The 26,414-nt window shown below is 36.9% G+C and carries 26 protein-coding genes; 2 read left to right on the top strand and 24 right to left on the bottom strand.

The window, feature by feature from the left end; translation table 11 throughout:
• Window positions 1-46 precede the first annotated feature (46 nt).
• A complete protein-coding gene (locus EB239_RS00125) occupies window positions 47-1,480 on the top strand; it encodes an ATP-binding protein (RefSeq protein ID WP_003870395.1) in 1,434 nt (477 codons plus the stop codon).
• A gap of 85 nt (window positions 1,481-1,565) precedes the next feature.
• Here EB239_RS00125 and EB239_RS00130 read toward each other — a convergent pair whose 3' ends face one another.
• Window positions 1,566-6,611 (bottom strand): PKD domain-containing protein, encoded by a 5,046-nt coding sequence (locus EB239_RS00130; RefSeq protein ID WP_003870394.1) that lies wholly within the window; start codon window positions 6,609-6,611, stop codon window positions 1,566-1,568.
• Between the two features lie 67 nt (window positions 6,612-6,678).
• Window positions 6,679-7,686 carry a copper amine oxidase N-terminal domain-containing protein gene (locus tag EB239_RS00135; protein ID WP_003870393.1) on the bottom strand — a complete coding sequence of 336 codons (1,008 nt, stop codon included), beginning with the start codon at window positions 7,684-7,686 and terminating at the stop codon, window positions 6,679-6,681.
• Window positions 7,687-8,019: 333 nt separating this feature from the next.
• Here EB239_RS00135 and EB239_RS00145 point away from each other — a divergent pair, with 333 nt between their 5' ends.
• Window positions 8,020-9,297, top strand: a complete 1,278-nt coding sequence (locus EB239_RS00145) for a transposase (protein ID WP_003869069.1) — start codon at window positions 8,020-8,022, stop codon at window positions 9,295-9,297.
• Between the two features lie 201 nt (window positions 9,298-9,498).
• On the opposite strand, the gene EB239_RS00150 is transcribed toward EB239_RS00145, so the two are convergent.
• The 22 genes from EB239_RS00150 to EB239_RS00255 all read right to left on the bottom strand — a co-directional run bounded on the left by EB239_RS00150 (window position 9,499) and on the right by EB239_RS00255 (window position 26,412).
• Entirely contained in the window at window positions 9,499-9,963 is a 465-nt protein-coding gene (locus tag EB239_RS00150) for a type II toxin-antitoxin system MqsA family antitoxin (protein ID WP_318261417.1), read from the bottom strand.
• Window positions 9,964-9,967: 4 nt separating this feature from the next.
• Window positions 9,968-10,321, bottom strand: coding sequence for a type II toxin-antitoxin system MqsR family toxin (locus EB239_RS00155; protein WP_003870391.1), 354 nt, complete (start codon window positions 10,319-10,321; stop codon window positions 9,968-9,970).
• 85 nt (window positions 10,322-10,406) lie between these two features.
• Window positions 10,407-10,595, bottom strand: coding sequence for a hypothetical protein (locus tag EB239_RS00160; RefSeq protein WP_318261473.1), 189 nt, complete (start codon window positions 10,593-10,595; stop codon window positions 10,407-10,409).
• A 325-nt stretch (window positions 10,596-10,920) separates the two neighbouring features.
• Window positions 10,921-12,012, bottom strand: coding sequence for a hypothetical protein (locus EB239_RS00165; RefSeq protein ID WP_003870389.1), 1,092 nt, complete (start codon window positions 12,010-12,012; stop codon window positions 10,921-10,923).
• A 16-nt stretch (window positions 12,013-12,028) separates the two neighbouring features.
• Window positions 12,029-12,940 (bottom strand): M23 family metallopeptidase, encoded by a 912-nt coding sequence (locus tag EB239_RS00170; protein WP_003870388.1) that lies wholly within the window; start codon window positions 12,938-12,940, stop codon window positions 12,029-12,031.
• Window positions 12,940-14,724 carry a VirB4 family type IV secretion system protein gene (locus EB239_RS00175; protein ID WP_003870387.1) on the bottom strand — a complete coding sequence of 595 codons (1,785 nt, stop codon included), beginning with the start codon at window positions 14,722-14,724 and terminating at the stop codon, window positions 12,940-12,942. The genes EB239_RS00170 and EB239_RS00175 overlap by 1 nt, the downstream gene beginning before the upstream one ends.
• Before the next feature lie 14 nt (window positions 14,725-14,738).
• Window positions 14,739-15,365, bottom strand: a complete 627-nt coding sequence (locus EB239_RS00180; protein WP_003870386.1) for a hypothetical protein — start codon at window positions 15,363-15,365, stop codon at window positions 14,739-14,741.
• Complete coding sequence (locus tag EB239_RS00185) at window positions 15,362-15,661, bottom strand: PrgI family mobile element protein (protein WP_003870385.1); 300 nt, start codon at window positions 15,659-15,661, stop codon at window positions 15,362-15,364. The genes EB239_RS00180 and EB239_RS00185 overlap by 4 nt, the downstream gene beginning before the upstream one ends.
• Before the next feature lie 6 nt (window positions 15,662-15,667).
• The gene (locus EB239_RS00190) at window positions 15,668-16,534 is read right to left on the bottom strand and encodes a conjugal transfer protein TrbL family protein (protein WP_003870384.1); all 867 of its coding nucleotides are present in this window, start codon (window positions 16,532-16,534) and stop codon (window positions 15,668-15,670) included.
• Between the two features lie 45 nt (window positions 16,535-16,579).
• Window positions 16,580-16,822, bottom strand: a complete 243-nt coding sequence (locus EB239_RS00195) for a hypothetical protein (protein WP_003870383.1) — start codon at window positions 16,820-16,822, stop codon at window positions 16,580-16,582.
• Between the two features lie 13 nt (window positions 16,823-16,835).
• Window positions 16,836-18,671 (bottom strand): VirD4-like conjugal transfer protein, CD1115 family, encoded by a 1,836-nt coding sequence (locus tag EB239_RS00200; RefSeq protein WP_003870382.1) that lies wholly within the window; start codon window positions 18,669-18,671, stop codon window positions 16,836-16,838.
• Complete coding sequence (gene mobP3, locus EB239_RS00205) at window positions 18,661-19,932, bottom strand: MobP3 family relaxase (RefSeq protein ID WP_003870381.1); 1,272 nt, start codon at window positions 19,930-19,932, stop codon at window positions 18,661-18,663. The genes EB239_RS00200 and mobP3 overlap by 11 nt, the downstream gene beginning before the upstream one ends.
• Window positions 19,929-20,123, bottom strand: a complete 195-nt coding sequence (locus EB239_RS14795; RefSeq protein ID WP_003870380.1) for a hypothetical protein — start codon at window positions 20,121-20,123, stop codon at window positions 19,929-19,931. The genes mobP3 and EB239_RS14795 overlap by 4 nt, the downstream gene beginning before the upstream one ends.
• Before the next feature lie 253 nt (window positions 20,124-20,376).
• Window positions 20,377-21,225 (bottom strand): radical SAM protein, encoded by an 849-nt coding sequence (locus EB239_RS00215; RefSeq protein ID WP_003870379.1) that lies wholly within the window; start codon window positions 21,223-21,225, stop codon window positions 20,377-20,379.
• A 7-nt stretch (window positions 21,226-21,232) separates the two neighbouring features.
• Window positions 21,233-22,330 (bottom strand): three-Cys-motif partner protein TcmP, encoded by a 1,098-nt coding sequence (tcmP, locus tag EB239_RS00220; RefSeq protein WP_003870378.1) that lies wholly within the window; start codon window positions 22,328-22,330, stop codon window positions 21,233-21,235.
• A gap of 364 nt (window positions 22,331-22,694) precedes the next feature.
• Window positions 22,695-23,231, bottom strand: a complete 537-nt coding sequence (locus EB239_RS14800) for a hypothetical protein (protein ID WP_003870377.1) — start codon at window positions 23,229-23,231, stop codon at window positions 22,695-22,697.
• Window positions 23,232-23,254: 23 nt separating this feature from the next.
• On the bottom strand, window positions 23,255-23,542 hold the full coding sequence (locus tag EB239_RS00230) for a hypothetical protein (RefSeq protein ID WP_003870376.1): 288 nt from the start codon (window positions 23,540-23,542) through the stop codon (window positions 23,255-23,257).
• A 301-nt stretch (window positions 23,543-23,843) separates the two neighbouring features.
• A complete protein-coding gene (locus tag EB239_RS00235; RefSeq protein WP_003870375.1) occupies window positions 23,844-24,113 on the bottom strand; it encodes a hypothetical protein in 270 nt (89 codons plus the stop codon).
• On the bottom strand, window positions 24,110-24,298 hold the full coding sequence (locus EB239_RS00240) for a hypothetical protein (RefSeq protein ID WP_003870374.1): 189 nt from the start codon (window positions 24,296-24,298) through the stop codon (window positions 24,110-24,112). Before EB239_RS00240 ends, EB239_RS00235 begins: the two co-directional genes overlap by 4 nt.
• A complete protein-coding gene (locus EB239_RS00245) occupies window positions 24,295-25,332 on the bottom strand; it encodes a ParM/StbA family protein (protein ID WP_003870373.1) in 1,038 nt (345 codons plus the stop codon). The genes EB239_RS00240 and EB239_RS00245 overlap by 4 nt, the downstream gene beginning before the upstream one ends.
• The gene (locus EB239_RS00250) at window positions 25,325-25,999 is read right to left on the bottom strand and encodes an HD-GYP domain-containing protein (protein ID WP_003870372.1); all 675 of its coding nucleotides are present in this window, start codon (window positions 25,997-25,999) and stop codon (window positions 25,325-25,327) included. Before EB239_RS00250 ends, EB239_RS00245 begins: the two co-directional genes overlap by 8 nt.
• Window positions 25,975-26,412 carry an A24 family peptidase gene (locus tag EB239_RS00255; RefSeq protein ID WP_318261418.1) on the bottom strand — a complete coding sequence of 146 codons (438 nt, stop codon included), beginning with the start codon at window positions 26,410-26,412 and terminating at the stop codon, window positions 25,975-25,977. Before EB239_RS00255 ends, EB239_RS00250 begins: the two co-directional genes overlap by 25 nt.
• Between the last annotated feature and the right edge of the window lie 2 nt (window positions 26,413-26,414).

Here is a 26,414-nt window from a genome sequence, read left to right on the forward strand (position 1 = left end):
AAACATAAAGTATGTGTTATAATATTATATGTGGGAGGTGATAAAAATGTCTATTACAAGCTCAGAAAATATATTAAGGATTCTATACTCTTATAACCCATGGTGGAGAGAAGGATATTTTCCTCAGGATCTATCCAAACCCGTAAAGAGAGTAGTCTATCATCAGGCATTTGAATTACTAATGCATCCAACTATCAGAAGATATGTCATACTTTCAGGTGCACGTCGTGTAGGTAAAACCACAATTTTATATCAAATGATAGAAACCCTTTTAAAAAATCAAGTGCATCCAAAAAAGATATTGTATGTATCTTTTGATCATCCTTTATTTAAGTTAAGTTCCTTTGACCAAATTCTTAACCTTTATGAAACCACTGTAAATGAAGAAAAAGAGGCTTATATATTTCTAGATGAAATTCAATATGCAAGTGATTGGGACAGATGGTTAAAAGTCTATTATGACACCAAACCAAAATGGAGAATTATTGCCACAGGTTCAGCTTCTCCCGCACTTATTGAAGGTACAAAAGAAAGTGGTGTTGGCCGCTGGACTGTGATTTCTGTACCTACTCTTTCTTTTTATGAATTTTGTGAAATACTTGGAGTCTCAGAAAAACCAAATAACTTACCCGATTTAGATTTAAACGAAATTTCAAATTTAAATGAGTCTCAATTAAGTGAGCTTATGTTTTTACTTATGCCATTGCAAAAGTACTTTAATAAGTATTTAACAATAGGAGGATTCCCCGAATTTGTATTCTCAGAAGACCAATTTTTGGTGCAAAGAATGTTAAGAGAAGATGTGGTTGATAAAGTTATTAAAAGAGATATACCTTCCTTGTTTAATGTGAGAAATTTAGCAGTATTAGAGAAGGTTTTTTTGTACTTATGCTTCAATTCTGCAAATGTTATAAGTATTTCAACGATAAGTAAAGAAATTGGAGATGTTTCAACAGTAACAGTAGAAAACTATATTCATCTTCTTGAAAATGCAAATTTGATTTATAAAAGTTTACCCATAGAATTAGGAGGGAAAAAAGTTCTAAAAGCAAAACCAAAAATTTACGTCTCTGATCCTGCTTTAAGAAATGCAGTTTTGATGATAGACAATATACTCTTAGACAGTAAAGAGCTTGGAATAACGGTTGAGACAGCAATTTTTAAACATATCTATAATTTTTACTTGCAAACAAATGCTAGAATAGGTTATTTTAGAAAATCTTCTGATAATCAAAAAGAAATTGATGTAGTTGTTGAATTCCCACATAGTAAATCCTTAATTGAAGTGAAATTCAGAGAAGATACAACACTTTCTGAAAATGAAGCTATCGTTGAGATGAGTCAAAAGGAAAAAAATATTGCTTCAGCAGTATTAGTAACAAAAAGACCAGAAGATTATGGAAAAGTTAAGATTTCAACAAAGGTACCAATAATAAAAATTCCTGCTTATGCATTTATGTATTTATTTGGGAGACGATAACTTATTCATTTCATTGAAAATTGGAGTATGAATGAAATAAAAAATATGCCCTGTATAGAGCAGTTACTCTATACAGGGCTTTTTATTAAAACTTTGGTCCGATAATTTGTGATTTTGAATTGTCGTATATTGAACCTTTCACTCTGACGGTAATAGTATTTGTAGCTGTTTTTACTCCTCCGCCTGCCAGCTGCTTATAAGCCGTAAATACTATCTTGTAAGTACCGTCAGGCATATTTTTAGGAATAATTACAACAACATCTCTTCCTTCTTCCTTAGTATGTTTAGTATGCCATGACATTATATTTTGTGGTGGAGTGGTTAAAGGTATGTCAGGTGCTAAAGTGGTCACATTGGAAGAAGTAAATTCATTTTTCGGGTACCACATTTTTGCTTCTACACGGTAGACCTTTCCTTCCGTTCGGGCATAAAGAATCATTGCTTCTCCTGCTTTGTATGTGGTCTTATTAGAGCTTCCAATAACAACAAGCTTTCCTTGAACTTGTACTGTAACTATATAAGGATCTGACCACATCGGCGTGAGGTTTGGGTTTCTGCCTGTTGGGTCATCCAATACTCTCAGCTGTATCTTGTATATTCCATCATCTCCAAGTCCCATTTCCTCAAAAGTAGGCTTCCATTGATTTATTGTTACCCATGTCCCATCAGGCTTCTGCACTTTCCATTCTCTTGCCACAATCGGGTCACCGTCGGGGTCATAGCTTTGATCTGTTATTATAAATGGTTCATCAGCTACTACTGGATTAGGACTTATTGTAAATTTAGCTACAGGTTTATTATTTTCAGGTATTATCGTTACTGTTTGTGTATACGGCTCTGACCAAAGTGGTGTCCCAACACGAGGATTATCCCTAACCTTAAGCTCTATTGTATATGTTCCAATTCCTAATGAAGGTATATTGTTAGGTACAGTGCTGCCGTAGTTTATCCATGTCCCATCGGGTTTCTGCACTCTCCACTGCCACTCTGCAATAGGATCTCCATTTGGGTCATAGCTTTGGTCAGTTATAGTTATTGTCTTATTTACAACTTGGACAATTGGATTTACAGTAAACTGTGCAACAGGCGGTAAGTTTATATTCTGCGTCGTTATTGTCTGTACTTTTGGCTCGCTCCATGCTCCTTCTAAATCCTGTACCCTAAGGTATACTAAGTAGGTCTTTCCTACAGGGAATGTGCCAGACATTTTCCCATCATGCCACGTTGTTTCATTTACTTCCTTCCACTTCCACTCCCACGCCTGTATACCTTTATTAGGCAGTGACATATGGTCTAGGTCATAGCTTTGGTCTGTAATAGAGATAATATAATTTGAGCCGCTTGAGGTCATAGTCACAGCGAACTGTGCAATAGGTCTTCTGTGAACATAGATGTACATAGTGCTTAAAGGCTTATAGCTCCACAGCCTGTAGTTGTCAAATCTATCATCATCTTTTGGATTATCTCTTGCTTGATAATCTACTTCGTATTTTCCAACCTTATCAAAGACAGTTACAGGAACATCTAGATATTTTCCATTAAAGCTTGCAAGTCCTAAGCTGTTTTCAAAGTAATTTGGGTCATGAAGGTACATCCATCTTTCTTGATATTTTGGGTCATTTTCTGGGTCATTGTAGTAAGTTTTTATCTCAATTGGTTCGCCTAATATAACATATTTTTCAATTATCCTTTGTTGGTTTTCTAAGTCTTTTGCAATATACTCTGCAATAGCAGTCAGTTGATTGCTTATGCTGTCATCAATAACTTTAAATCCACCATTTGTGATTAAGCTTATAAGCCCATCTGCTTGTGATGCAGGAAATGTTGTCTGCCCTGCAATTACTAATTTTGAAGATAATTGATTTATTGCATTTGCAAACTTTGTTTTTGCATTATTATCGTTGTAATCCAAGAAAGATAGGTCATTAAAAACTAGTACATATTTTCCAGCATTTAAATTATTAAAAACAACATTTAAGAGGCTATCTCCAAGCATATCAAGTTTTGCTTCTGTCGGTCTTTCTATACCCAGCAGTGTAGTAATACTTCTCTGTTGATTGGATGCAACACTCTGGGAGTGCCACCACAAACTTATTGCCGTATCACCCGTCTGATATGTTTGTCCAACGTAATAACTGCTGCTGAAATGTGCTCTGCCGTCATCGTAAGGAAAATAAGTATAGTTACTGCCGCTCCATGTTTCCATTCGCCAGTCTGTAGGAGGAGTAATTACTGGATTATCTTTCAATATCCCTACTGCTCTAACCTGATATGTGTCATTGTAAATCTCAAATCCCTTATTCGTTACTTTTATTGGAGAACCATCATTACCTGCTACGCAAGTATCATAGTATACCTTAAATCCTATGTTCTTTTGTACAGTAGTTTTATTCGTCGCAACAAAATTTATGAGCACATATTTATCGTCATAGATTGTGTATATTACCTTTATCTCTACTCCATTTATTGTACCGTAATTAACTACTATTTTGCCATTTTCTGTAGTAATTGACGTGGGTGTGTAATTATACAGGTTATACAAATTCCCATCAATTTTCACTACAAGTGCTGACGTAGTTGATACGTCTCCTCTATAAAGCAAGTACTGATTATCATCAGAAGTAATGCCCGGAAAACCTTCCACAGTGGTAATCCCGAATCTCCCTGCAGTATCTACAGTAGCTTTAATTACATAGCTTGATACAGTATATCTGCTACCATCAAAACTCGTATTTCCTCCATAAGTTCCTGTCCCAAAGTCACTGTCTATCACTTTTGCATCAATGTTTTTGCTGTTTAAAAGAGGTATCAGCAAATTATTTATTCCATCCTCCAGCTGTTTTATCCTTGCATCATAATTGTTCAATTTACCAACCCTTATAACCAACTCTGCTTTCTTCTTTTCATACATTTCAAAATCCACAACAGGCTGTAAGTTTATCACTTCACATATTTTATCCTTCATCGGCTTATTTGAAGTATCGCTGGTTTTATAATCCGAAGGAGATATAAACTCAGGTATGGTTTCTTCTCCAAAATCTTCTTTAACTGAAAGTTCAAATAAATACTTTCCTACATCTTTTGTATAGAGTACTGGGTGAGTATTATTGCCGCTGTCCAAAGTTATCCACTGCTCATCATCAAAACTGCCATTGTTGTTGCTGTCATATTTATATTTCCATATCCTCTGCACAATTTTATCACCATCTGGAGAATAAGAAGCATCTATAAGCTCTATTTTGGCCATATTGCCGTTTGAAGGGTCCCTCAAAGCAGTGGCCATCACAAAGAAATCTGCAACAGGAGGTAAATCTTCTACAACAGTTAATGTCCTTTCATACCAGTCAGAATAATTTCCTGCACTGTTTTTTACCCTTACTCTTACTTTGTAATCTCCTGCCTTTTTAAAAAGAACCGTTCTTGTTTTCATATCTGTAGAAGGTACTATCTTTATGTCATTCTGTGTCAAGCCGCTGCTTACAGGTGTTATCTCCCACTCTGTTGCATCCCATACCATTGGATACTTCGGTGATGTATAGCTGCCTGACGCATCTAAAACTACTTTTCTATTTTCTTTCAGAGCACCCGTGTAGTCAAAAAATGCTTTAGGTACTGCAGGTTTTACTTCTATAGTTTTTTGTGCCATATCTGTTAAGCCGTCATTGTCTGTCACTGTCAGCCTTACTGTGTACGTTCCTACCTTGTCAAAAAATACTGTACCGCTTTCACCTGAAAGAGTACCTACTACACCACTTGAAGGAGAAATGCTCCAGCTGTAGTTGACGATAGTCCCATCGGGGTCATAGCTCCCAGAGCTTATATACACATCATCACCCTGAATCACTTCTGAAGGAGCATTTATCACTGCAACAGGAGGTACAGGCTCTGGTGCTGGAGGTGGTGTCGGCTCTGGAGTAGGCACATCCTCATACTGCCCTATTACTTTAGTTGTTTCTGCTTCTGAAGTTTTGTTTATGCTTGCATCCCATACTCTTACTTTTGCCCAAACCTTGTCGCCGGGCTTTGCATTAGTAATAAGTTTTGTATATTTTGCTTGAGAAAGAGAAGTCAAATTCTGCACAGCCACACCGTCTGAACCTAATAGATCTACTCCATTCACCTGCAACCAAAATCTTGCCGAATAAGGACCTGTTCCGCTTGACACAGAAGATGTCGCATCTATTGTTGCATTCACATCTCCTGTTGTTCCTGCTTTGAGAGATGGAGGATCTAAAATAAGATTTATCTTTGCCTGTATGCCTCCGGGAGGAGGTGGTGGCGTAGGTGCAGCACTTACTGTGAAAGTATAGTCCTTCCTTGTAAGCCTGTCTACTGCATCTTTCACATATAGAGTTATAGTATGCTGTCCTGCGGAGAATTTCCTTGTAATTACATCAGTAAAACCCTGCTGATTTATTAAAGTTTTAGCACTAATTACTCTTTCACCATCTATATCCACTGTATATACAATTTTATCTTGAAGCCCTAAGGCACTTTTTAAATCGGTGTTCCAAAAATTAAAGAAGGAGGTACCCGAAACTGTAATTTTTACGTCATCACTTTCCCTTGGATTGGCCGGTGAAATAGATATATTTGCAGAAGGAGGTCTTGTTGTAGCAACATATACCTCACCATTACCGGCTTTTTCGTCCAATACTTTATATCCTGTCACATGAGCACCGGAAAGTTCAGCCAAATAACGTATATACACACGGTCTGAACCTGATATGCTTAGTCTAATTTGATTTAGATACGTATTAACAAAAGTAGGATTGCCCCCAAGTACATTTATCCACTGAGGGACAGTGCTGTACTTTATGAAATTGTACTGCTCTGCGTTGCTTTTCACATAAATATGCTTTATGACTTTATCATAACCTGCTAGTGTACCGTCAACAAGCACGCTCCATTTACCAGAATAGAGTTTCTTGTCGTTAGGTTTTGGAGGTATTGGGTTGGGGACTAGTGGTTTAGAACTATCCGGGCTTAATGTTACAGGGGTATCAATAGCTAGATTTAAATCTCCGACGTCGTCAATTACTGCTGCATAGGCATTTTCTGATTTGGGAATGTATATTAACCCTGCCAGAAATGTAATAAGAACGAGTACAGAAACAATTCTTTTGAACAAAAACACCATCTCCTTTCAGTAATTTTTTAGAAAAATAAAAGAAGCTTCAGACTAAGCTGAAGCCCCTTTATATACTCGGTGGTGTAGTGTATTTTGCCCTCCAAATCATTATTGTGCCGTCATTCAAGTATTCTACTGCATGGTCTAAATTTTCAGCAACAAACCTTAAAGGAAGCATTGTGTATCCATTTTTCACGTATACTTTTCTCGGCATTTTAACTGCTTTGCCGTCTACCAGTGCCGTGTCAGAGCCTATTTTTAGCACAACAGTTTTACCTTTATCTTTTATGGTTATCTGCTGTGTTTTAGCATTGTAATCGACAGCTGCTCCTAATTCTTCCATAACACCACGTAGGGGTATCATCGCAACACCATTGTCTGATATGACTTTTGTAGGCAGCTTTTTATTGTATTCTTTCAGTTCATATCTTACGGTAATATCATCTTTGCCTATCCATACATCTACACCATCCCACCAATATATACAACCCATAGTATACCCATTCCATTTGGGGTCAACCAAATACTTGTTATATGCAGGGTCCTTTAAACCTTCCCATCTACTGTATAAAGCTTGCAATATTACATCTTTATAGGGTGTTTTTTGCCAATCCACACCATTCACTGTAATTAGTCCTACAGTAAATTGTTTCCAAAGTGCTACTTTAAACGTATCTGGATGGTTATATCTTACTGTACCTATATAATCATTTGCTAAATAACCTTCTCCAACTTGCTCAACTTTTGTAGTTAAGTCAAAAAGTTCAACATTGCTGTAGCCATATTTTAGATAACTTTCCAAATCATTATTGTAATATTCACCAGCAACTACAATCAACCTATCTGTATTCTTAAGTTTATCACTGTAAGCTATTTCTTTTTCTTTTCCGGGCATAATTCGGTACCAACCTAATCTATCATGGCCTTTCTCATCAGGAGAAACTGCTTTTATCCATCCTTTATCTATCCACTCTTGATAGGGGAGCTGTTCTTCTTGACTTCCAGTTTGCGCAAATGCAGGAATGGATAAAAAGATTAATAAGACAGCGATTATCATTGAAATTATCTTTCTCATAGTAAAAACTCCTTTCTATTTAAAATTTTTAAATAACTTTCCTTAAAATTTCTTCAATGAATTTATCGGTGCTTTTTCCCTCTTTTTTAGCTTTATCTTCCAGCAGGTTGTAAAGTTCTTTAGAAATTTTTACAGCATTTTCTTCTTCACCTCCTTTTATTTCTTTTAATAGACTTGTGCAAAATTCAGAAGCCTTAATTTAAGCCATTCTACAGACATACTTTTTTCCTATCACTCTTGAATTTTTTATCTTTTATGTAGGATTTCCCCTCCCATTTGTCGAATTATTATATATACACTATAAAAAATTTTTTAAGAAGGAGGAAATCCTACATGTACCAGCTTCAATTGCTTTTAAATATACCTGAACTCTTTACCTCTCAGTCTAAAATTGATTTCTATTCTTCTATGTTTGAAAATCTTGACCTGTCTTCAATACCTGAATTCCCTTCCTCTAGTCCTGGCCGTAAGGGTTATTCTCACCATGCACTTTTTAGAGCTTTTATTGTCATGAAAGCTGAAAGATTCGGCACAATTTCTGACCTTTTAGATTATCTCCGCAATAATCTTATCATTGCTCATCTTTGTGGCTTCGACATTTCTAAACCTCTTCCTTCTTATTGGACTTTTCGCCGTTTTATTAATGACTTCTCTCATGATTATTTGACCTCTATTTTTCAAAATCAGGTCAATATCCTCAAAAATATGGGTATTATCTCCGGTGAGTTTATTTCCATGGATTCTACCCCTATTAAAGCTAACACTAAGTTAAATAACCCTAAGTCTTTTTCTAAAAATAAATTCTCTAAAGATAATCAGCCTAAGTCAGATAAGGATTGTAAATTAGGCGTTTATTCTGCTTCTAACGATTCTTCTAATAAACGCTATAAGTTTTATTGGGGCTATAAAAATCACATTATTGTTGATGCTATCTCTGGTTTACCCATCGCTGAAACTACTACCCCCGCTGATGCCCCTGATTTTGAAGCCGCTTTATCTTTGCTTGAGAAGACTAATAAGTGGTTTAACCTTAAGTATGTTAATTTTATTGCTGATAAAGGCTATGATGTTAAGAAACTTTATAATTATGTTAGAAATATTCTCCACGGTCATTGCTTTATTCCTCTTAACAAGCGTAATTCTAAAAATCCCCCTCTGACTGATGATGGTTATATGGTCTGTGAAGCGGGTATTAAAATGCTTAAAGATGGCAAGCAATATTTTGATGGTTTTATTAAGCAAAAATTTGTTTGCAAGTTCTGTAATTCTAAGGATGATTCTGCCTGCCCTATAAATCATCCTAAATATTTTAATGGCAAAAAGCATAGAGGCTGTACTAAGTATGCTATTATATCTTCTGATTATAGGTCCTCTATTAATAGAGACTCCCTATATTTTAAGGCCGTCTACAAATTGAGAATTGAATCAGAAAGATATAATTCCCGCTTTAAAGCTCTGGATTTTGAAAAGGCTTATGTTAGAAATATTAATTCTGTGAGCAACCTTAATACTTTTGGCCATATTACTTTGCTTACTGTCGCTATTGTAGCTATTAAATTGGGCAAATATGATGAGTTTAGATCTCTTGTTGCTTTGATGCAATCGGCCTAATTTTTATTGAATCTATTTCATGCCATTTTTTAACATTTGACTTCTACAGGATATTTATGCCCTTTTTTAGCTCCTCTTTTTGTCTTTTCTTTTCCCTTACCACTTCCTTTATGTTTGATTGTCAGTGTTGATTACTATATATTGTATGTAATACATATTTTGGTTTTTGATTATGATTATTTTAATTAATTTTGCACATCCCTATTCTTTTAATCTACGCAGAAGCCTTATCTTTTCCCTAGGGGTTAAAGCTTCCTCATTTTTTTCTAACAACTTCTCCATATTTTTTGGATCTTTCAAAAGCATTATCATGTTGCTCAAAGATTTTTCAGGTAAAGCTCCAGTTTCATACCTTGCAATAGAAGCTTCACCAATACCTAAAAGCTTGGCAAAGGCTCTCTGGCTTAACCCATAACTTTCTCTGATGTTTTTTATTTCTTTAGGTGAGAGTATGCCGTGTTTTTTTCGATATATATCATAGACCCTCTGTATATTTTCTTCTTCTAATTCTTCATCAAACAGCTCTTCACCACAAACACTGCACACCCTTATCCTCGCCAAAACCTTTATTTCATCTCCTCTAACATTTGATACCTCTTCTTTTTCAATCACCTCTGTTTCTTGTTCCGTACCACAGACAGGACAGAATTTCTTCACATTTTCCACCTCCTCACTTATACGGATAAACTAATGGCTGTTCTGCTTTGTGGAAAGAAAGACACACTAAACATTCTTTTTCTCCTCTTTTTTCAACTTTAAGCTTTATGTAAAAGTCTGTTCCTTCAATATCATACCCAAATTCCCATATAAAACCTTCCCTGTTGCTTCCCAAATCTTTATTAGGGCCTCTATAATAATTTTTGTAAGTTAAATCCATAATAATCTCTTTAACATGCTTAATTGTTAGGCCAGCTTCTTTAATTGAATCCATATTTTTCTTTCGAGGAACAAAATCAAAAGCACCTGATTTCATCAATTCTTTAGCATTATTGAGGAATTTCTTAATTTCCTCAATTTCAGTCATAGCATATACTCCTTTCACTTAGTATTTTATCACATTCCAAACAATTTTGCAATCATTTGATAGTATTTTTTATAAAATTCTTTAATTATTTTTCATCTTCAAACCAATAATCCACTTTATCTTTCATAAAATCGTAAAAAACCAGCATGCTTTTACCTTCTCTGTCCTTTACAAAAACACCTCCCGGCATAAGGTCGCATTTCTCTAATATAACCTTGTCAAGTTCCAATTGCTCTCTCAAAAACTCCATAACTCTTTCTCTCATCTCTTTCATACTCACTTAAGAGCACCTCCCTAAAAAATTCAAAATCAAATTTTGTTTGCCCCCGGCAGTTAAAACAAAACAGCCTGCGAGCCTAAGGTCAAGGGGTCGGGGAGGGATACCGGACCGAGCGTAAGCAAGGGAGGATATGCTCACCGACCCGAAGGGCTTGCCCCTTGACCGAAAGGCGAGCAGGCGTATAATCTTTGGTGCGGGGGCAAACAAAAAAGCACGTCTGCGAAAGCAGAGGTGCTATCTTAATCGGATTTTTGTTTTGAGCGAAGCGAAAATGAAAAATCCGTACCGCTGTTATTTTTCAGAAGTTTCGCTTTTTAGTTTAAAAAACTCCAAACAAAGTTCTCCTTTTCTTCCTGCTTGGCAGTACAGGAGCAAGCAGTTTTAGAAAAACAGAATCATTTTCTTTGGCAAAAGGGTTTGGACAGTAAGGTAAAGCTGTCCCTTTAATTCCTGCATAAAAAGAAATTTCTTCTGCATCACTCTGCGAAGCTGAAGGGAAAATAACACTAAATTCAGAATCAATCCTGTCAATAACCTCATGCCATCGCCATTTTGCAGCTGAAGCCACGACAAAAGCTATATCAGCTCTATACATTTCTCTTTTCCTTGCTGAATCCAAAATCCCAAGGTCTCTAACAACATACTCGTACTGTCCTGCTTTAATTTTTTTAAGAAGCATATCATAATTCCAATTACCATTGTCTCCGCTCTCGCATATTGGAAAAATATCTATTCCATGAACTGCACAAGACCCCTCTACTTTTCCTTCTTTTGATTTTAAGACACTGCATAAAAAAGAAAATGCAGGCCTCTGGCTGTCTTCTATAACTGCTGTAGAATGTCCTAAACGGGCAAGAAATGAAGAAATAGAGAGAGCTATATGAGTACATCCTACACCGTGAGCAGTACCGGCTATTGCTATAGTGACAATACCAGCCGGCCTTTCTTCTATAATAACCCTTTCCTTTGCCTGTATAGAAGCATTTAAAAACTGACCTGTATGCCATCTTGCGGCTTGAGCATATGTAGCTGGAGGAGAAAATAAAATATTTTTTATTATCTCACCCCAATTGGATTCTTTTTCTCCTTCTGCTATGTCGTATATACCCAAGCCGACTACAGAAGAAATTATTTCATCACCCGGCTTCCTCTCAGGTGCAATAACAATTATTCTGGTATTAGGTCTTGCAATTCTGAAACCTTGAAGAGCAGAAATAATTTCTTTACCTGAAAAAACATCGAGGTCTATAATAAGCACATCTGCAGAGACCCGAGAAGCAGAATAAAATATTTCTTTAACACTCTCAGAATCCAATTTACCAATATGCTCAAAAATCAGATCTCCTGCATCAGCTAAAGCTTTTTTTATCTCCTCAGCCATCTGCTTTGTAGCAATAAGTGAAACAAGCAAGCCCGAACCTCCTTTCTTACTTAAAAAAGTCAAGTGGATTTACAGCTCTTCCTCCAACTCTTACTTCAAAATGAAGGTGAGGGCCTGTGCTTTTTCCTGTGGAGCCTACATATCCAATCACATCACCAGCTTTAACAATTTGCCTCTGCTTAACTGCTATGGAAGATAGATGAGCATATCTTGTTTCTAAATTGTTGTTGTGCCATATAAAAACAACTAAGCCGTAACCGTCATTCCACCCAGCATAGACTACTTCTCCATCCAGAGCAGCTGTGACCGGTGTTCCTGCTGGTGCGCCTATATCCACACCAGAGTGAAATTTTTCTACTCCGTATACCGGGTCAATTCGAGGACCGAAGGGAGAAGTAATTTTATAAACCCCCGGCACAGGCCACTTAAGATTTTTCTCAGCAGGCACCCATCCCTCAGGTATTCCTGCATCTAACAAAAAAGAAAGGTCTGTGTTTTTGAGAAACTCAAGAAACTCCTTAACTTTATCTTTTTCTTCTTCTGTGAAGTCAAGCATATCTAAAACCTCGTCTAAACTCAAAAGTTTATATACCGGAAAGTGCATTCCATTCTCTGTAACAACTTCTCCTGTGTTTTTCACAAACATTGAAGCAAGCTTATAAGCACTTTCAGGAGTAGCTTTAGAAAAGTCCTGCTTAAACCTTACAGCATCTACAGCAACAAGCTCCCTCCAGTCAGGGCCCATATTAAATTCTTTCTTCACCTTTTCTGCTGCATCGATGTAGAATTTGGCCTGCTCTGCAGTAATAAGTGGAACTTTCTCAAAAGCAGTAATGGGACCGGCAAAAATTACAGCAATCACTAAAACAGGAACAACAACAAAAAGGAGAGCAAACTTAAAAATGCTCTCCAAATCATCTGGAAGAAGTGCTAAAAGCACTTTCCCTAAGGTATGCATCAGCTTCCGCCTCCAGTCAAGTACTGCATTTCATGATGTGCTGCCTCAATCTTTATGTGAATTCTCTGTGTGCCCGCAACAAAAAGGCCTTCTCCTCTTTTTGCATTTGCTAGAAGGTCGTGCTCTGCTTCAGAAAGGTTCATAAGAGCTGTTATTGCTTCTAAGTCTTTTTCTCCCTGTGCTAAAAGGAGCTTATATGTTGGATTATCCAGTAGTGCTTGGCCGTACCTCTGCACTTCTGGTGCTAAAAAGTCTATGACATTCTGGCTTATAACAATAAGACTTCCATTATACTTTCGTATTCGCTTTGATGTATCTCTCAAAAATGCAATAGCCTGAGGCGTCTGAGGGTCAACAAGCATCCATGCTTCATCGACGACTAAAACAGTCCTTTCTCTTCTGTCTCTTTCAAGGATGTTCCATGCAAAAGAAAGTACATTGAAGTACTGCGCTCTTTTAACTTGGTCTTCAGCATTCTGCAGATCATGAACATCAAAGACAATAAAATCGGAGTCGGCCTCTACAGCAGTTGACCCTGCCCATAAATATGAGTCTGCTCCTTTTGCTGCTCTTTTCAAAAGTACTGAAAGCCTTCCATAGGCTTCAGGATTTTCTTCCGCTTTTTTAACAAGGTATTCATAAAGTTCTTTCACAGTAGGCCATTTGTCATTAGGAACACTTTTAGGGTCTGTATCCCATGTTATTCCTGCTTCCTTATACACTTCCACTAATGCATCCTCTAATGCTGCTTTTTCTGTGTCTGTGAGGTCTCGGAGGTATAGACTGAAAAATGTCCTTAATGTTTGGATGTGTAAGGCTAACGGACTTTGAAAAGATGAATCTTGCTTTTCTTCTTCCTCCTCAACAGGCCTTAATCTCACCTGAAGTGGATTTATCTTTCCTTCACCGCCTGCTGCATTAATCCACACCCCTCCAAGCTTATTGCACATATCTTTGTACTCTCTCTCAGGGTCTATGATTATAATTCTGCTTCCCTGCATGTACTCTCTTAAAAGAAGCATTTTAGCAGTAAAGCTCTTTCCTGCGCCGGGCTTTGCAAGAATTGTCCAGTTTGAGTTTGTCCTGTCTCCTCCTCTTTTCCATATATCAACCAGTACCAATCCTCCATCTCTGTCTTTTCCCAAAACAACACCGCTTCCATCATTTATGCCTGAAGCAGTGAAGGGAAAGGAGGCAGCAGCAGTTTCAGCAGGCATATTCCTTGCCCCTGCATCTTTTACCTCATCCGGCAGTGTGCAGAAGGGCCCTGCAGCTTTTAAGCCTTCTTCTTGGCGGAATATAAGGACTCTTCCTCTCATACCTGAAGCAGCTAAAGAAGCCTCAACCTGACGTGTTTTTCTGTCAAGCTCCTGCTGATTAGGAGCAAGGACCATAAGAACTACCGTTACGTAAAATACCTGCTGCTGTTCCTGATCTATTTTCCTCATGAGCTCTTCTGCATCTTTTAAAGCCTGCTCTGTCCTCTGCATTGTGAGGGCATTTCCTCCCATTTCAAGCCTTCCTGCATATTCACCAATAGCCTTATTTAAACTCATGATTAAATTTGTAGGGTCGGTAGGTTCAATGTGGACAGAGCACACCACACCCGGCATTCCTGCGATTCTTGAAAGCCATGCAGCATTTACTTTGGGAGGATAGCCTGCAATGACTAGAATTCTTGCAAGCTGGTCATTGAAAACAATCTGTCTTGCATTAAACTCCAATGCCTGTGGCGAAATCATATCAATTAAACCTGAAAGTATATTTACTTCTTTTTTCTTCACATTTCTCACCTCACTTAAGAATACACAGGTGGTAAGTATGGTCCATTAAAAGCTGGCGCTCTTTCAAATGCAGCCTGAGAAGGATGGCTGAAGCTAAAGAGAAGGTCTATTATGTCTTGGTCTTGCGCTAACTCTACTTTTAAACCTGATTTTTCAAGATTGTTGGCAAGCTCATGGGCTTTTGCTTTAAGCTCTTCTTTTTCTTTGCCTGAAAGCATAATAAAAAAGCGCCTTTCTATTGCCTCGCCACTTGTAACGATAGAAGCAACATATTTTAAATATTCCTGAAGTAATCTTTTTTTAGTCATGTTAATCTCTTCCTTAGATTTTGTCTGAAGATAGCCGATGTAAGAGTCAAGGTCTACTGGCCTGCCTATAGAAAATATCTGCATAGACTCTTTAAAGCCGTTTAAAGCTTCATAAACTGTTTGTATAATTCTTTTCTTTTCATTTTCACTTTTTAAGCTGATATTCAAAGGCATAACTTTTAAAACACACACATAACGACCGTCTTTTAACAAAATCATATCCTCTGCAACATCTCTTACAGGAATCCATTCCTGAACAGCCTTTCTTTTCTGCTCTTCTATTTTTGCTTTATCTTTTTTTACAGCTTTCTCTTTTTTAAAAATCCCAATCAATCTCTGCAACCTCCTTGCACATAAAGGTATCTCTTCTGCTTTTTGCTCCATTTGAGGTAGTATTTAATAAGATTTAGCACGCTGCTCCCGTCAGGTCCGGGAATAACCAGAAAGTAAGCAAGGCCTGTAAAAATAAACACTGCCAAGTACCTAGCAGGAGAGTGAGTAAAGATAGATAAAATCAAATAAACAGCAAAGCCTAACAAAAGCCCTGCAAGCACAAAAAAGAGCTCTTTCCATCCAAAGCCCGGAAAAAACTCAAACTTTGCAGAAATATTTTTAGGCACTTGATACAACCCACATCATCCTCTCATCATAACTCTTCTTAATATATACATGCTGCCTGCTGTCTGTCCTGCATGGCCTATGGCAGAGCCAAGTCCTGAATGATATGCAAACTGCCTTAAAACAGCAGGAGTCTTAAATGCAACCCACAGCCAGCCTATGAGCATTAAAAGATTTAGTACAGGCTGGCTAAACTGCATATTAACTCCTGTTGAGAGAAAGCCCCTAATCATAAAAGTCTGCACAGCTTGAGATAAAGATAAAACAACAAGCTCTCTCCACCAGACAGACCACACACCTTCATCAGGTCTTGTCAGCCCTACTGCCATGATTGGAGCTGACACTGCAAGAAAAGCAACTTCCACAGCCCTTATGCCTGTCTGAATAAGAATTAAAATCCATATAACTGCTGCTGTAAGGGCAATGAAAATAACAGCAGAAGAAAAAGAAGAAAGCTGCTGAAGAATTGAAGTAATTCCTGCCGTAGGATTGCCCGTCTGTGTTGAAGGTAAGGCCGCTACAGCCTTTGCAAGTTCTGTGCCCCACTCATACACCGTTGTCACTGCCCAAGGACCTGCTGAAATCATCAAAGCAGCAAAGGCAGTTCTTTTAAGAAGCTCTAAGGGCTGTGCTGATGAATCACCTGAATTGTATAAGATGTATGTCTTTAATGCTTCAGCAGCTACCTTTACTCCTAAAAGAGTACCTGCTACTACTTTTGTAAGGTAAATTGCGTTGGTTACATAAGGCGTATTTAAAATTTTTAAAGCCAGTGCCATCTCATCTCCCAAAAATGAAACAAAAAGGGAGAGAAGCGAATCCAGTATATTCGTGAAAAAATTATTTACAGCATTCATAATCATGTTCTCTATCGCAGCAAACAAGAAAAACACCTCCAGAAAGGGCCGGATTATCCCGACCCTTTAGAATTACTTGAAGTAGGATAAAAATACTTTAACAATTGAAGCTGCGCTCATTCCTATTGCGCCGCCGATTAGGATGTTCCTTATAGACCTGTTATGCGCTGCAGTAACAGCAGGGTCGCCGTCTCCCATCTGCTTCATTAGAGCGTGGTATCCTATAGCTGCGCCAGAAGCAGCAGGAATGATATAAAGAATCCATGTTAAGACATCATTTAAAAGATTAACAGCACCAGAAACAAAACTTGGCATAAATAAAACCTCCTTACCTTAATTTTGATAATAAATTCTCATTAGTTCTCTCTATATCTTTACTTTTACCTTCTTCTAAAAGACTAATGTCGGGTATCCATGTAGGTACTGACACCACCTCCTTTTTAAGTTCTTCTAAAGCAGCAGGAATTAAATCTTTTGCTGCAGGCCATTTAGAAAGGTCAGGTAAAGGAAGCCATGCGGGATTCTGCCTTGCCTGAAGTATAAGTGCTCTATCCTGTGGCCACCTCAAAACTTCATCGGGAATTAATAAAGGCCTTCCTGTGAGGCCCTCTGATGTGCTGTGGCTGTAATCTGTATGTCTAACCTGCGAAGAGTAGCTTTCTGTCCTTATTGTATACTGTCCTGTCTTTAAGCTTATTATCTTTGCTGTCTCCGGGTCTGTTGTGAGGATGTATACCCAGACAGCGCAGTTTCCTGTAATTGTTTGAGCTAATTCTCTGTATTTCGCTTTAATCTGTGATATATCCTGAACAGCCAGTAAAAACCTCATATTGCGCCCTGCTGCTACAGTGATTTTCTTATCAAAGTCAGGTATTGGAGGAAGGTTCCCGAATTCATCTAGAATAAAGTTTACTCTTTTAGGAAGTTTTCCTCCACTTTTATTTGCAAGGTCAACTAAAGCTTGATAGGCTTGAGAAATATAAAGCGTTGCTAATACGTTTCGTGTGCTCCTTTCATCAGGGATAACTATAAACACAGCTGCTTTTTCTTTTCCTACAACATCTAAATCATGGTCCTTATTAGATGTAAGCCATACAATAGCAGGGTCGCTCCAAAGTCTCAACTGTGCTGCTGTTCCTGTGAATATGGAGCTTCTTAATCTATCTTCTGAAAGAGCTGCAACCCCATAGGCTGAAGCTGCAGGATGGTTATTAGGAAGTGATTTAAAATACTTGTCTAAAAGTTCTCCTCCACCTGTGCCTAAGCGGTGGAGCATCTCATAAGCACTGCCTAAATGTTTTGCCTCCTTTGGCGCAGAAGAAGCAACAGCCAAAATTAAAGCAGCAGTAAGACTTTCCTGAGACTGAGGCCATATGGGGTCTACCCCTATGTGAGGCTGCTGATTTGTTATTATGTTTGCTATGTCCCATGCGCTCTGACTTGCAAGAGAATAATCACCGGCTTCAAGATAAGATGCTACTTCTAAAACTGGATTCCATTGATTGCCTCTGTATGGATTTCGCAAATCTATGAGAATTACCTTATACCCAAGCTTTTTTAAATACTCTGATGAATATCCATATAGCTCTCCTTTAGGGTCAGATACAATCATACTTTCTTTAGCCTTTGCAAGAGTCCATATAGTGGGCAGTATTATCCTTCTTGATTTACCGCTTCTTGTTGAGCCTATAACTAGTAAGTGAGTATCTCCTGCATCAAGCCATGCTTTTGAAGTAGAAGGATTAAAGCCTACAATAAAGCCCCCTTTCGGGGGGTTGTTGTTGCGTAGATTCCACACAGTAAAAGTTTTTGATACTTCTTTTTCTGTTCTCCATCTTGCAGTTCCATATTCTCCTCTTCCTGCAGCTTCAGGAAGCCCTAACTCATCAGTTTTTCTTTTCTTCCTCCCATAAATAGGGAAGAGCACAGAAACTAAAGCTGCAAAAACAGCAGGCTGTAGCCACAGCCATGGAGTTTTTACATCTTCTCTTTTGAGCAGTAAAGATATTCCTGATAAAGGCTTCTCTTTTATATATGCCTCCCATTTAGGCAGGCCTTCTTTAAAGCCGTAATCTTTAGCGTAAATCGGGAAAAGCAGTAAAAAAGGTGTAAATAAAAAATCAAGCATAAGAATTAAAGTCGCTATTATAGCTCTAAACCTCACGGCTTTCACCTCTCTCTGCCATTCTTCTTTTCTTTTCCATTTCTTTTTGAGCTGCAGTGATGGACTCTGCTTCTGCTCTCAATCTTTCTCTTTCTAAAGCTCTCCATGCTGAGCGCCATACTGAATTTGTGAGTCTTGTAGTATCTACTGCTTTTTCTTCCTGCAGTGCTGCTGCGCCCTTCAGCACAATCTGAGCTGTTCTTTTCTGTATGTCTTCATATGCCTTTTCTGCTGCTTTTTCTAAAACTTCAGGATTTGATGTGTAGTGGCTGGCCAGCTCTTTAGCAAGTTCTTTATACCTTTCAACAGATTGAGAAAATCCCGGTTGCTTTAAAAGCCAGTCTGCAACTTCTTTTGCTTTTTCTTTTACTTCAGAAGGCATGTAAGCAAAAACGATGCGTCCTTTTTGGGGCATAATTTTTGACAGCTCTTTGAGCTTTTCTAAAAGCTCTTCTCTCGTCTGCTGGTCAAGAGTGGGAGGGAGGCCGGGCTTTTCTCCATTTAGTGCTCTTATTTCTATTCTTGCTTTTTTGACTTCTTCCAGCACTTCTGAAACATCTCTTTTAGCTGTATCTCTTATCAAATCTCTTAAGGCTGATTTTTCTGCTGTAAGTGCCAGTCTTTCTTTTGCGTATATTTCATTTAAAAATACTTTTTTTATGTCTTTTATCTCACCTCTTGATAGTTTTCCTCGATTCCTCTGAGGTGTTTTCTCCCACATCACGATATGGACGTGAGGATGTCCTTTCTTTTGATGAAAAGCAGCAACCCATCTTAGATTTGACTCGGAAATTCCCATCTTTGCAGCTGCATCTGATATTGTAGCTCTAAGAGCTTTTTCCCATGAGTCTCTTGTAGTGTATCCAAGCTTTACAGCATCTTCTTCTTTCAATGACAGAATAAATCGCCAAACGATGCCAGAATGTCTGCTTAACTCTTTCATTGTTTCTTTTAAACTAACATTTTTGTCAGAGCTGAAAAGCCCATGGCTTCCCGGTCTTTCATCCATGTACTTTACATGTCCTGCAGGAGTGCCAGCAGTATTTATTTCAAAATTATCAATAAAATCATCAAGACTTTCATACTTTGAAAGTATTTTCTCTGCATATTTATTTCCTGCGTCTAATTCTTCTAATTCATTTAATTCACCTCTGTCTACTTCAGATTTAGTTCCTATATACACAAGGTGCGCAACATTTTTAGCTTGATTTTCATGTGTAGGTAAATAAAATTTTGCTATCATTACAAAAGGAGCGGTCATTCATTATCATCTCTTTCCTTGAGATAAGCAGCTGCTTTAACTCTTGCTTCATTGTAAATTTCAACAGCATTGTGCTTTCCCAGATCTGCTATAGTCTGCACATTCATGTACATTGCTGTTGCAGCTGCTACTGCTGCCTTTGCCATGAGTTTGGCCAGCCGGTCCTCTGTTGGTCTTAGTACATCTCGCATGGCTTTCCTCACGGCTTCGGTGACTTTATCAATCCCATCATTTGCAGCTTCATTAGTAATTGATTCTGTAAGTATTCTTCTTGCAACAGCAGAAATGGGCTCATTTCTTCTAGAAGCTAAATTAATTAAAGCATTATAAATATCTTCTGGAAGCCAGACATATATTTTTTTCAGAATTATCCCTCCCTTAAAATTTTGTAAAAAAAGAAACGGGCGGTAATCCCGTTTCGTAGAAAACCTTAATAATTGAGTTTTATTTTATAGCTACTTTTTTATTAGTGTAAAATAATTTTTGTGTGTCTTTTTTATAACCTTCAAGTATATAAGGAGCATCTTCTGTAATAGTACCCTCTTTTATATGATACTCTATATTGTGTTGTTCACAGAATTTTATTACTACATCAGTGCAATAATTGTAGAATTCCTTATACCACAAATATTCACTAACTTTTTTATTGTAGTTAAGTCTGCCAAATACGATTTTATCAACAAACGATATTTCATTTAAAATATCTCTTAAGTCTTGATTAACAATATTCGGAGTTGGATAAGGTTCAATACTTACCCAAGTTTTGAGTCCTGCATTGTGAAGTTTTTTTAAGCTTTCTATTCTATCTCTGTAGTTTGAAGAATGTGGCTCATAAATCCTTTTAAAATTTTCATCCAACGAAACTAAGGTAATTCCGTATTCATTACCAGTATCATAATTTGTTTTGTCTAGTAACTCGTCAGGATATAAACCCTTAGTCAATGTGGTCACCTTTATTCCATTTTTATTTAATTTTTTTATTATCTCTAGAGATAATTTAACAACTTCCGGATACCCTATCATAAACGGATCTGTCATAAAACTTAGGTGCACAAAGTGAATCTTATCTTTTAATTTTGGTATCTCTTTATCCAAAAGTTCTAAGGCATTAGAAACTATCTTAGGTTTAATCCATTCTTCATAAGACTTTACTCTTCCAAATCGTTTGGATAGCATAAACGCATAGCAAGGAAAATTACAGCCATGAGAACATCCAATAACATGATTTATTGTATAATCTCCATATTCAACCCCTGATTTATAGAGTAAACTTTTCCTAATAATCTTATCCATTTTGTTTTCACTCCTTAAAAACAATAATATCATTCTCTTCAATGCCTTTCCTTTCATGTCCTTGTAAAGTATACTGTGGTTTACGAATTATACGAATTTTACCATCATCCTCTAACTTCAATAATGCTTTTCTTACAAAAGTTTCGGCATATCCATTTTTTATACATTCAATAACTAGAGTCAAAAAACTTACTTGCCTATTTTTGTAATTTCCTAATAAAAAGTTACTTATTTCATCTATTTTAACTTCTTCCATGTCTAAGAATGATTGCTGATCTTGTTTAGGTCCCCTATATTCTAAATTTCCATCGTTATGCTTTGCAAAAGAAGAGCTCATTATTCTAAGTCCTTTTCCATGATTAGTTCCGTGGATTAAATAGTAATATGTTCTATCTTTATCAGGAAAACTTATTCTATATTCTTTTACATGCGAAAATGTTTCTTCTAGTTTTTTGACAAATAAACCTACAGCAGCTTTTTCACGTTCACGTCCTTTTAAATTTTTTATTTTTTCCCACTCATCTGTTCCATACAAGTTATTTATTGTTTGTTTCACTTTTTCAATGGAAATCCCCCTATTCAATGCATTGTACATAAAGTTTACTATTATTTCTGACCTTCTATCATTACGCGTTGTTTTGAAAAACTTATAGTCCAAGGAATATCCAAAAGGATCTATTAGATAGAAGGTAGGAGTAAATGGATATTTGTGTAGAACTTTTTCTGTACCTTCTTTATAGTTATCATTAATTAGTTCTATAGGTAGTGTTATATTCTTAAATTTAATTATTTTTCGAAGATTATCTAAATTCTCCTTATCTGTATCTATAACAAAAATCTTAATCTCACGATTTAGTTTTTCTATATTTTCTTGTGCTACGAATGCTGCTAAAATAGGAGACCCAAAATAGATATTCTGTTTTTCGTCAATATATGCTCCACATCCACCAAAACAATCAATATAATTGATATTATGATGTTTTCCAACTATCTTTACATATTTATCAAAATATTCTGCTAAAACTCTATGTTTGACTTTAGTATGTTCTTTAATTTCCCAAAAATAAAATGGATATCCTTCCATGTATATCTTTCTGTTTGCCATAAGCCTACTCCTTGTCCACTTTTAGTTACATATTAGAATTCGACATTTTCTTTTAATTTCCTCCTTTCCTTGAAACTTTTAGAGAAAAATATTTCTTTGTCTAACATTTATCTCCTAACAAGCACCTTAAAAAGGTGTAGAATTTAAAATGATTTTGCATATACTCAAGGTGTTTTAGAACATCCTTAATTTTAAAGAAGCCCCTTAAAAAGCACCTCTTATAAATTTGTTTCCGTCGGGCACTGCCCGACGTGTGTGCAGCGCGAAGCGCACCTTGCCTTATCCTGCATTATAAAAACAAAGCATAAAAGCTCAGCAGGTTTTGAAAGATAGAAAACCACCCCTGTATACTGCAGAGGTGGTTTTAGGTAGCATCTTTCTCAATATGATGCTTTATTTTTGAGATTTCATATATAACTTCTCTGCGAAAATCTATTAAACTATCTTCTAATTTCTGGCACCTTAAATCCTCTTTAATCATATCAAGGATAAAGTTTATCACCCGAATTTTGTCTTCTTTTTTTGTCTCATCTTTTAGAACTTGATTAGTAAACTCGATGGCATATTGAAAGTCGTAAGAATTGTATATAACCTCTTTTTCCAAAAGTTTAAGGACGTTGTAATAAATTCTGCCTTGAAGAAAAGGTTCATAGTGCATTAGTGAAATTAGTTCATTACATGCTCTCATATATTTCTTCTCGTCAAGAGCTTTTTTTATTTTAACGAGGTAAGGAATATATGAGAAGTGAGCTATGTTTTTCTCATACTTTTTAGAAGGCCTTAACTTTTTCAGCTCTTTATAAAAATCCTGCAAAGCCTTTCTTGCTTCTAAATTTTTCTCTTCTCCTTCGTCATTCCACCAGCTGTCATAAGGTTCCAAAATAGAATAAAGCTTCTCCATCTTTATGCCTCCCATAAGTTTACCTAAAGGGATAAAATATCTTCTAGGCTTTCAAGGAGAATTTTTTCATCATTTGAGGTTTCACTTTCAGTAGCTGGTTCAGGTTCTGCAGGCTGTGGTGGTATTTGGGCTTTTATACCTGACTGCTCCAGCTTTTCTAATATGGCTTCAATTTTTGCTATTTTGGCTCCAAAGTCTCTGTAGAAGCGCAGAGCATTCTTTATGTATTGACTTTTGTCTTCCTTTAATGATTCAAGAAGCTCCTCAATGTCCTTATCTTCTTTATTTGTGCGGAAGCTGTGGACTTTCAATTTGCTTCACTCCCATCTATGTTTACACCTTCAAAAGCAGTTAGAAGAACAGGGGAGAGGAGGTAAACTGCAAAATTGTATTACAATCTTGATTTTTAACTGCTTAAAGATGTAATACAAAATTAAAAATAAATCTTTGCAAAAGCAGTTGTTTTAAGGATTTAGATGTGTAAACATATGCTTAATCAGAAGTGTAATACAAAGTATAAAAATAAAGCCTTCTTATTTAGACAATGTGAGGCTTAGAAGGTGTAAACACTATTTTAAAGTAGTTGTAATACAAATTCAAAGAAAGCAGTTTTTAAGCGTCCATTTCTTCTGAATTTGGCTCTGTAAACATATCTTCATCTGCTCTGTCGGTGCAGCTGTGTGCAGCTTCTTCAATTATGCTTTCTTTTGGCAGTTTCTTTTTAAGAATCTCTAGAGAAATTTCTCTTTCAGGCTCAAGCGTAACTACATAGCTTTTATCCTTCTGCTCTATAAGCATGTGGCCGGTAAGCTTCAGCTCATCCCACATTTCATAAACTTTCTCTCTCATGCCTTTTTTCTTAGGAAGAGTTATTTTAATCATGTTTTTGCTCCTCCTTTGTCATCATCTATGATTTTAATAACTTTCTCATCTTTATTTTCGCACACTCGTATGATGTACTTTATTTCTCTCCTTGTGAGGTACTTCTTTTCTCCCGTGTAGTAGTCAACCATCTGCTTCATTAGCTCCCATGCACCCTTATAATCCAGCTCCCTTTCTTTTGTCATTCCCTATCCCTCTCTTTTTTCTCCTCCAGTTCGGCTACTTTAAGAAATCCTTTTGCATTGGCAAATTGAGAATTCTTTACTAACACTGTGTTTTCATACAGGTTCTTTAAGCTGTCAAATAGGCTTACGGCTCCACCTCCCGCTAAGAAAATTGTGTTGAAGAAGTCCAGCTTACTTCCCCATACTGCCTTTATTCTATCTTGTATTACACGAGATATTTCAAGCTTTACCTCATTCAGCTCTTTTTCAAAGTTCAAAACTTTTCCTCTGTAAAATATGCTTCCTTCATTCACAAGCTGAATGAGCTCGGGTATATCAAGCTTAGAGCCGGTCTTCTGAGTAAATAATTTATCAGCAGCATTGCTTAGCTGAGACATGCCTATGTCTAAAGTGCCCGAAAGGTCTTCTCTCAGTGGGAGCTTTCCATCAACAACAAAAACTATATAGTCTGTTGTCCTGTAGCCTATGTCAATAAGCCCTATGTAGCTTCCTTTTATGAGGTACTTCTGCAAATCGTCCATTATGGCATAGTACACTGCGCCTGCAGCTTGAGGGAAAACTGTTACCCTGTCGAATTTGACTATCTTTAAGATGTTGTATCCTTTAAACTCAACAATTGCTTTGAAATTTTTAATCATATCTCTAAGCTCGTCTTTCTGATGGATGTACTGCTCTAAAGGAAGGCCTGACACAATGTGTACAGGCTCATCATTTGAGGGAAATAGAAGTGCTGAAGCGCTGGCTAAAACTGCTTTTGTGTTGGGATGATTTATTTTATTTTCGTCAAAGGCATAGGATACATTCCTTCCTTCTCTTCTTGCTAAATCGCCAATGAAATATTCTTCCTGCTCTTCTTTCCCGTTTCTTAAAACCACGTGCATGTTTTCAATGAGGTTATTTAGATTCTGCCCGAACAGCCCTATTAAATTTCTCTGATATGCATTCCCAACAAGTGAAGGGAAAAGGACAGTTTTGCCCGCTTCATTTACCCCTTTCACATACCCATATCCCAAGTCAAGCCCTATTTTAAACATTAGCCATCTCCTCCTCATGTGTAATTTCAATCATTGTCCTTGCAACCATAGGGTCAAATTGACTTCCTGAGTTTTTAAGTAGCTCTTCAATTATAAACTTTTTTTCAACAGCTGCCTTATAATGTCTCCCTGACATCATAGCATCAGCTGCGTCACATACAGCTAGAATCCTCGCTAAGAAAGGTATTTCATTCCCTTTCAATCCATAAGGATAACCTATCCCGTCGTATCTTTCATGATGAGTTTCAACAATTGTTACAATTTCCTCAGGAAAACCTCTTTCTCTGAGCCACTCTGCACCCTTTGAAGGGTGAAACTCCATTATTCGCCTTTCAAAGGGTGAAAGTGATGTATCCTTTGACAGAATTTTAAAATTTATTAGCAATTTTCCTATATCATGCAACAGTGCAGATTGAATTAAAATTCTTTTTTCGCTTTCATCGAGAGAAAAAGCTTTTGATACTTTTTTACATAACTCAGCTGTTCTTGTCTGGTGGTCTAGAACGTACTTTTGATAAAACTCTGCATTTTCTTCTCTGATGAGTGTGACAATGTTTCTGTTGTTTGTGCATTTCCTGCACACACTGCAGTTTCCGTCACAGTATCCGCCTGCAATTTCAAGCTTATAGTAGCCGTCATAGTCTAAAACGAGAAGTGCAAATTCCACGAAAACACCTCCATAGAAAAATAGAACAGGTATGATACAAACACATAAGGTACAAGAGGCACAGAATACTTTAAGCCTTTTCTTTTAATTAGTCCGTAAATTAGAGTGGCAACAAGAAGGATAAACATTGGTAATGCCAGCATAGAGAAATTTTTTCCCATAAAGAAAGCTAAAGCAGTTAAAAGTTTAATATCTCCGCCTCCAATACTTCCTTCAAATATAATTGATGGAATGAGAAGAAGTATAAAAACTGCTGCTGCCGTCAAAAAGCTTTCTTTAAAATTGCTGCAGGTAAATAAGGAATAAATAAAAAGGGCAAGTACCGCAAAATCTGGCACCTCCCTTTTTTTAAGGTCTAGATAGCTTAAATAAAAGAGAAGCACTGCAACCGGGATATACTTTATTTCCTCCACCT

The organism is Thermoanaerobacter ethanolicus JW 200 (assembly GCF_003722315.1).
Classification (GTDB): Bacteria; Bacillota; Thermoanaerobacteria; order Thermoanaerobacterales; family Thermoanaerobacteraceae; genus Thermoanaerobacter; species Thermoanaerobacter ethanolicus.

Bases quoted from the DNA above. Each gene is read 5' to 3' on its own strand.
- EB239_RS00160 (WP_318261473.1), bottom strand. From the start codon at position 10,595: ATGAAAGAGATGAGAGAAAGAGTTATGGAGTTTTTGAGAGAGCAATTG.
- mobP3 (WP_003870381.1), bottom strand. From the start codon at position 19,932: ATGACCGCTCCTTTTGTAATGATAGCAAAATTTTATTTACCTACACAT.
- EB239_RS00215 (WP_003870379.1), bottom strand. From the start codon at position 21,225: ATGGATAAGATTATTAGGAAAAGTTTACTCTATAAATCAGGGGTTGAA.
- EB239_RS00135 (WP_003870393.1), bottom strand. From the start codon at position 7,686: ATGAGAAAGATAATTTCAATGATAATCGCTGTCTTATTAATCTTTTTA.
- EB239_RS14800 (WP_003870377.1), bottom strand. From the start codon at position 23,231: ATGGAGAAGCTTTATTCTATTTTGGAACCTTATGACAGCTGGTGGAAT.
- EB239_RS00155 (WP_003870391.1), bottom strand. From the start codon at position 10,321: ATGACTGAAATTGAGGAAATTAAGAAATTCCTCAATAATGCTAAAGAA.
- EB239_RS00195 (WP_003870383.1), bottom strand. From the start codon at position 16,822: ATGCCAAGTTTTGTTTCTGGTGCTGTTAATCTTTTAAATGATGTCTTA.
- EB239_RS14795 (WP_003870380.1), bottom strand. From the start codon at position 20,123: ATGCGAGATGTACTAAGACCAACAGAGGACCGGCTGGCCAAACTCATG.
- EB239_RS00170 (WP_003870388.1), bottom strand. From the start codon at position 12,940: ATGCATACCTTAGGGAAAGTGCTTTTAGCACTTCTTCCAGATGATTTG.
- EB239_RS00235 (WP_003870375.1), bottom strand. From the start codon at position 24,113: ATGATTAAAATAACTCTTCCTAAGAAAAAAGGCATGAGAGAGAAAGTT.
- EB239_RS00245 (WP_003870373.1), bottom strand. From the start codon at position 25,332: ATGTTTAAAATAGGGCTTGACTTGGGATATGGGTATGTGAAAGGGGTA.
- EB239_RS00240 (WP_003870374.1), bottom strand. From the start codon at position 24,298: ATGACAAAAGAAAGGGAGCTGGATTATAAGGGTGCATGGGAGCTAATG.
- EB239_RS00145 (WP_003869069.1), top strand. From the start codon at position 8,020: ATGTACCAGCTTCAATTGCTTTTAAATATACCTGAACTCTTTACCTCT.
- tcmP (WP_003870378.1), bottom strand. From the start codon at position 22,330: ATGGCAAACAGAAAGATATACATGGAAGGATATCCATTTTATTTTTGG.
- EB239_RS00125 (WP_003870395.1), top strand. From the start codon at position 47: ATGTCTATTACAAGCTCAGAAAATATATTAAGGATTCTATACTCTTAT.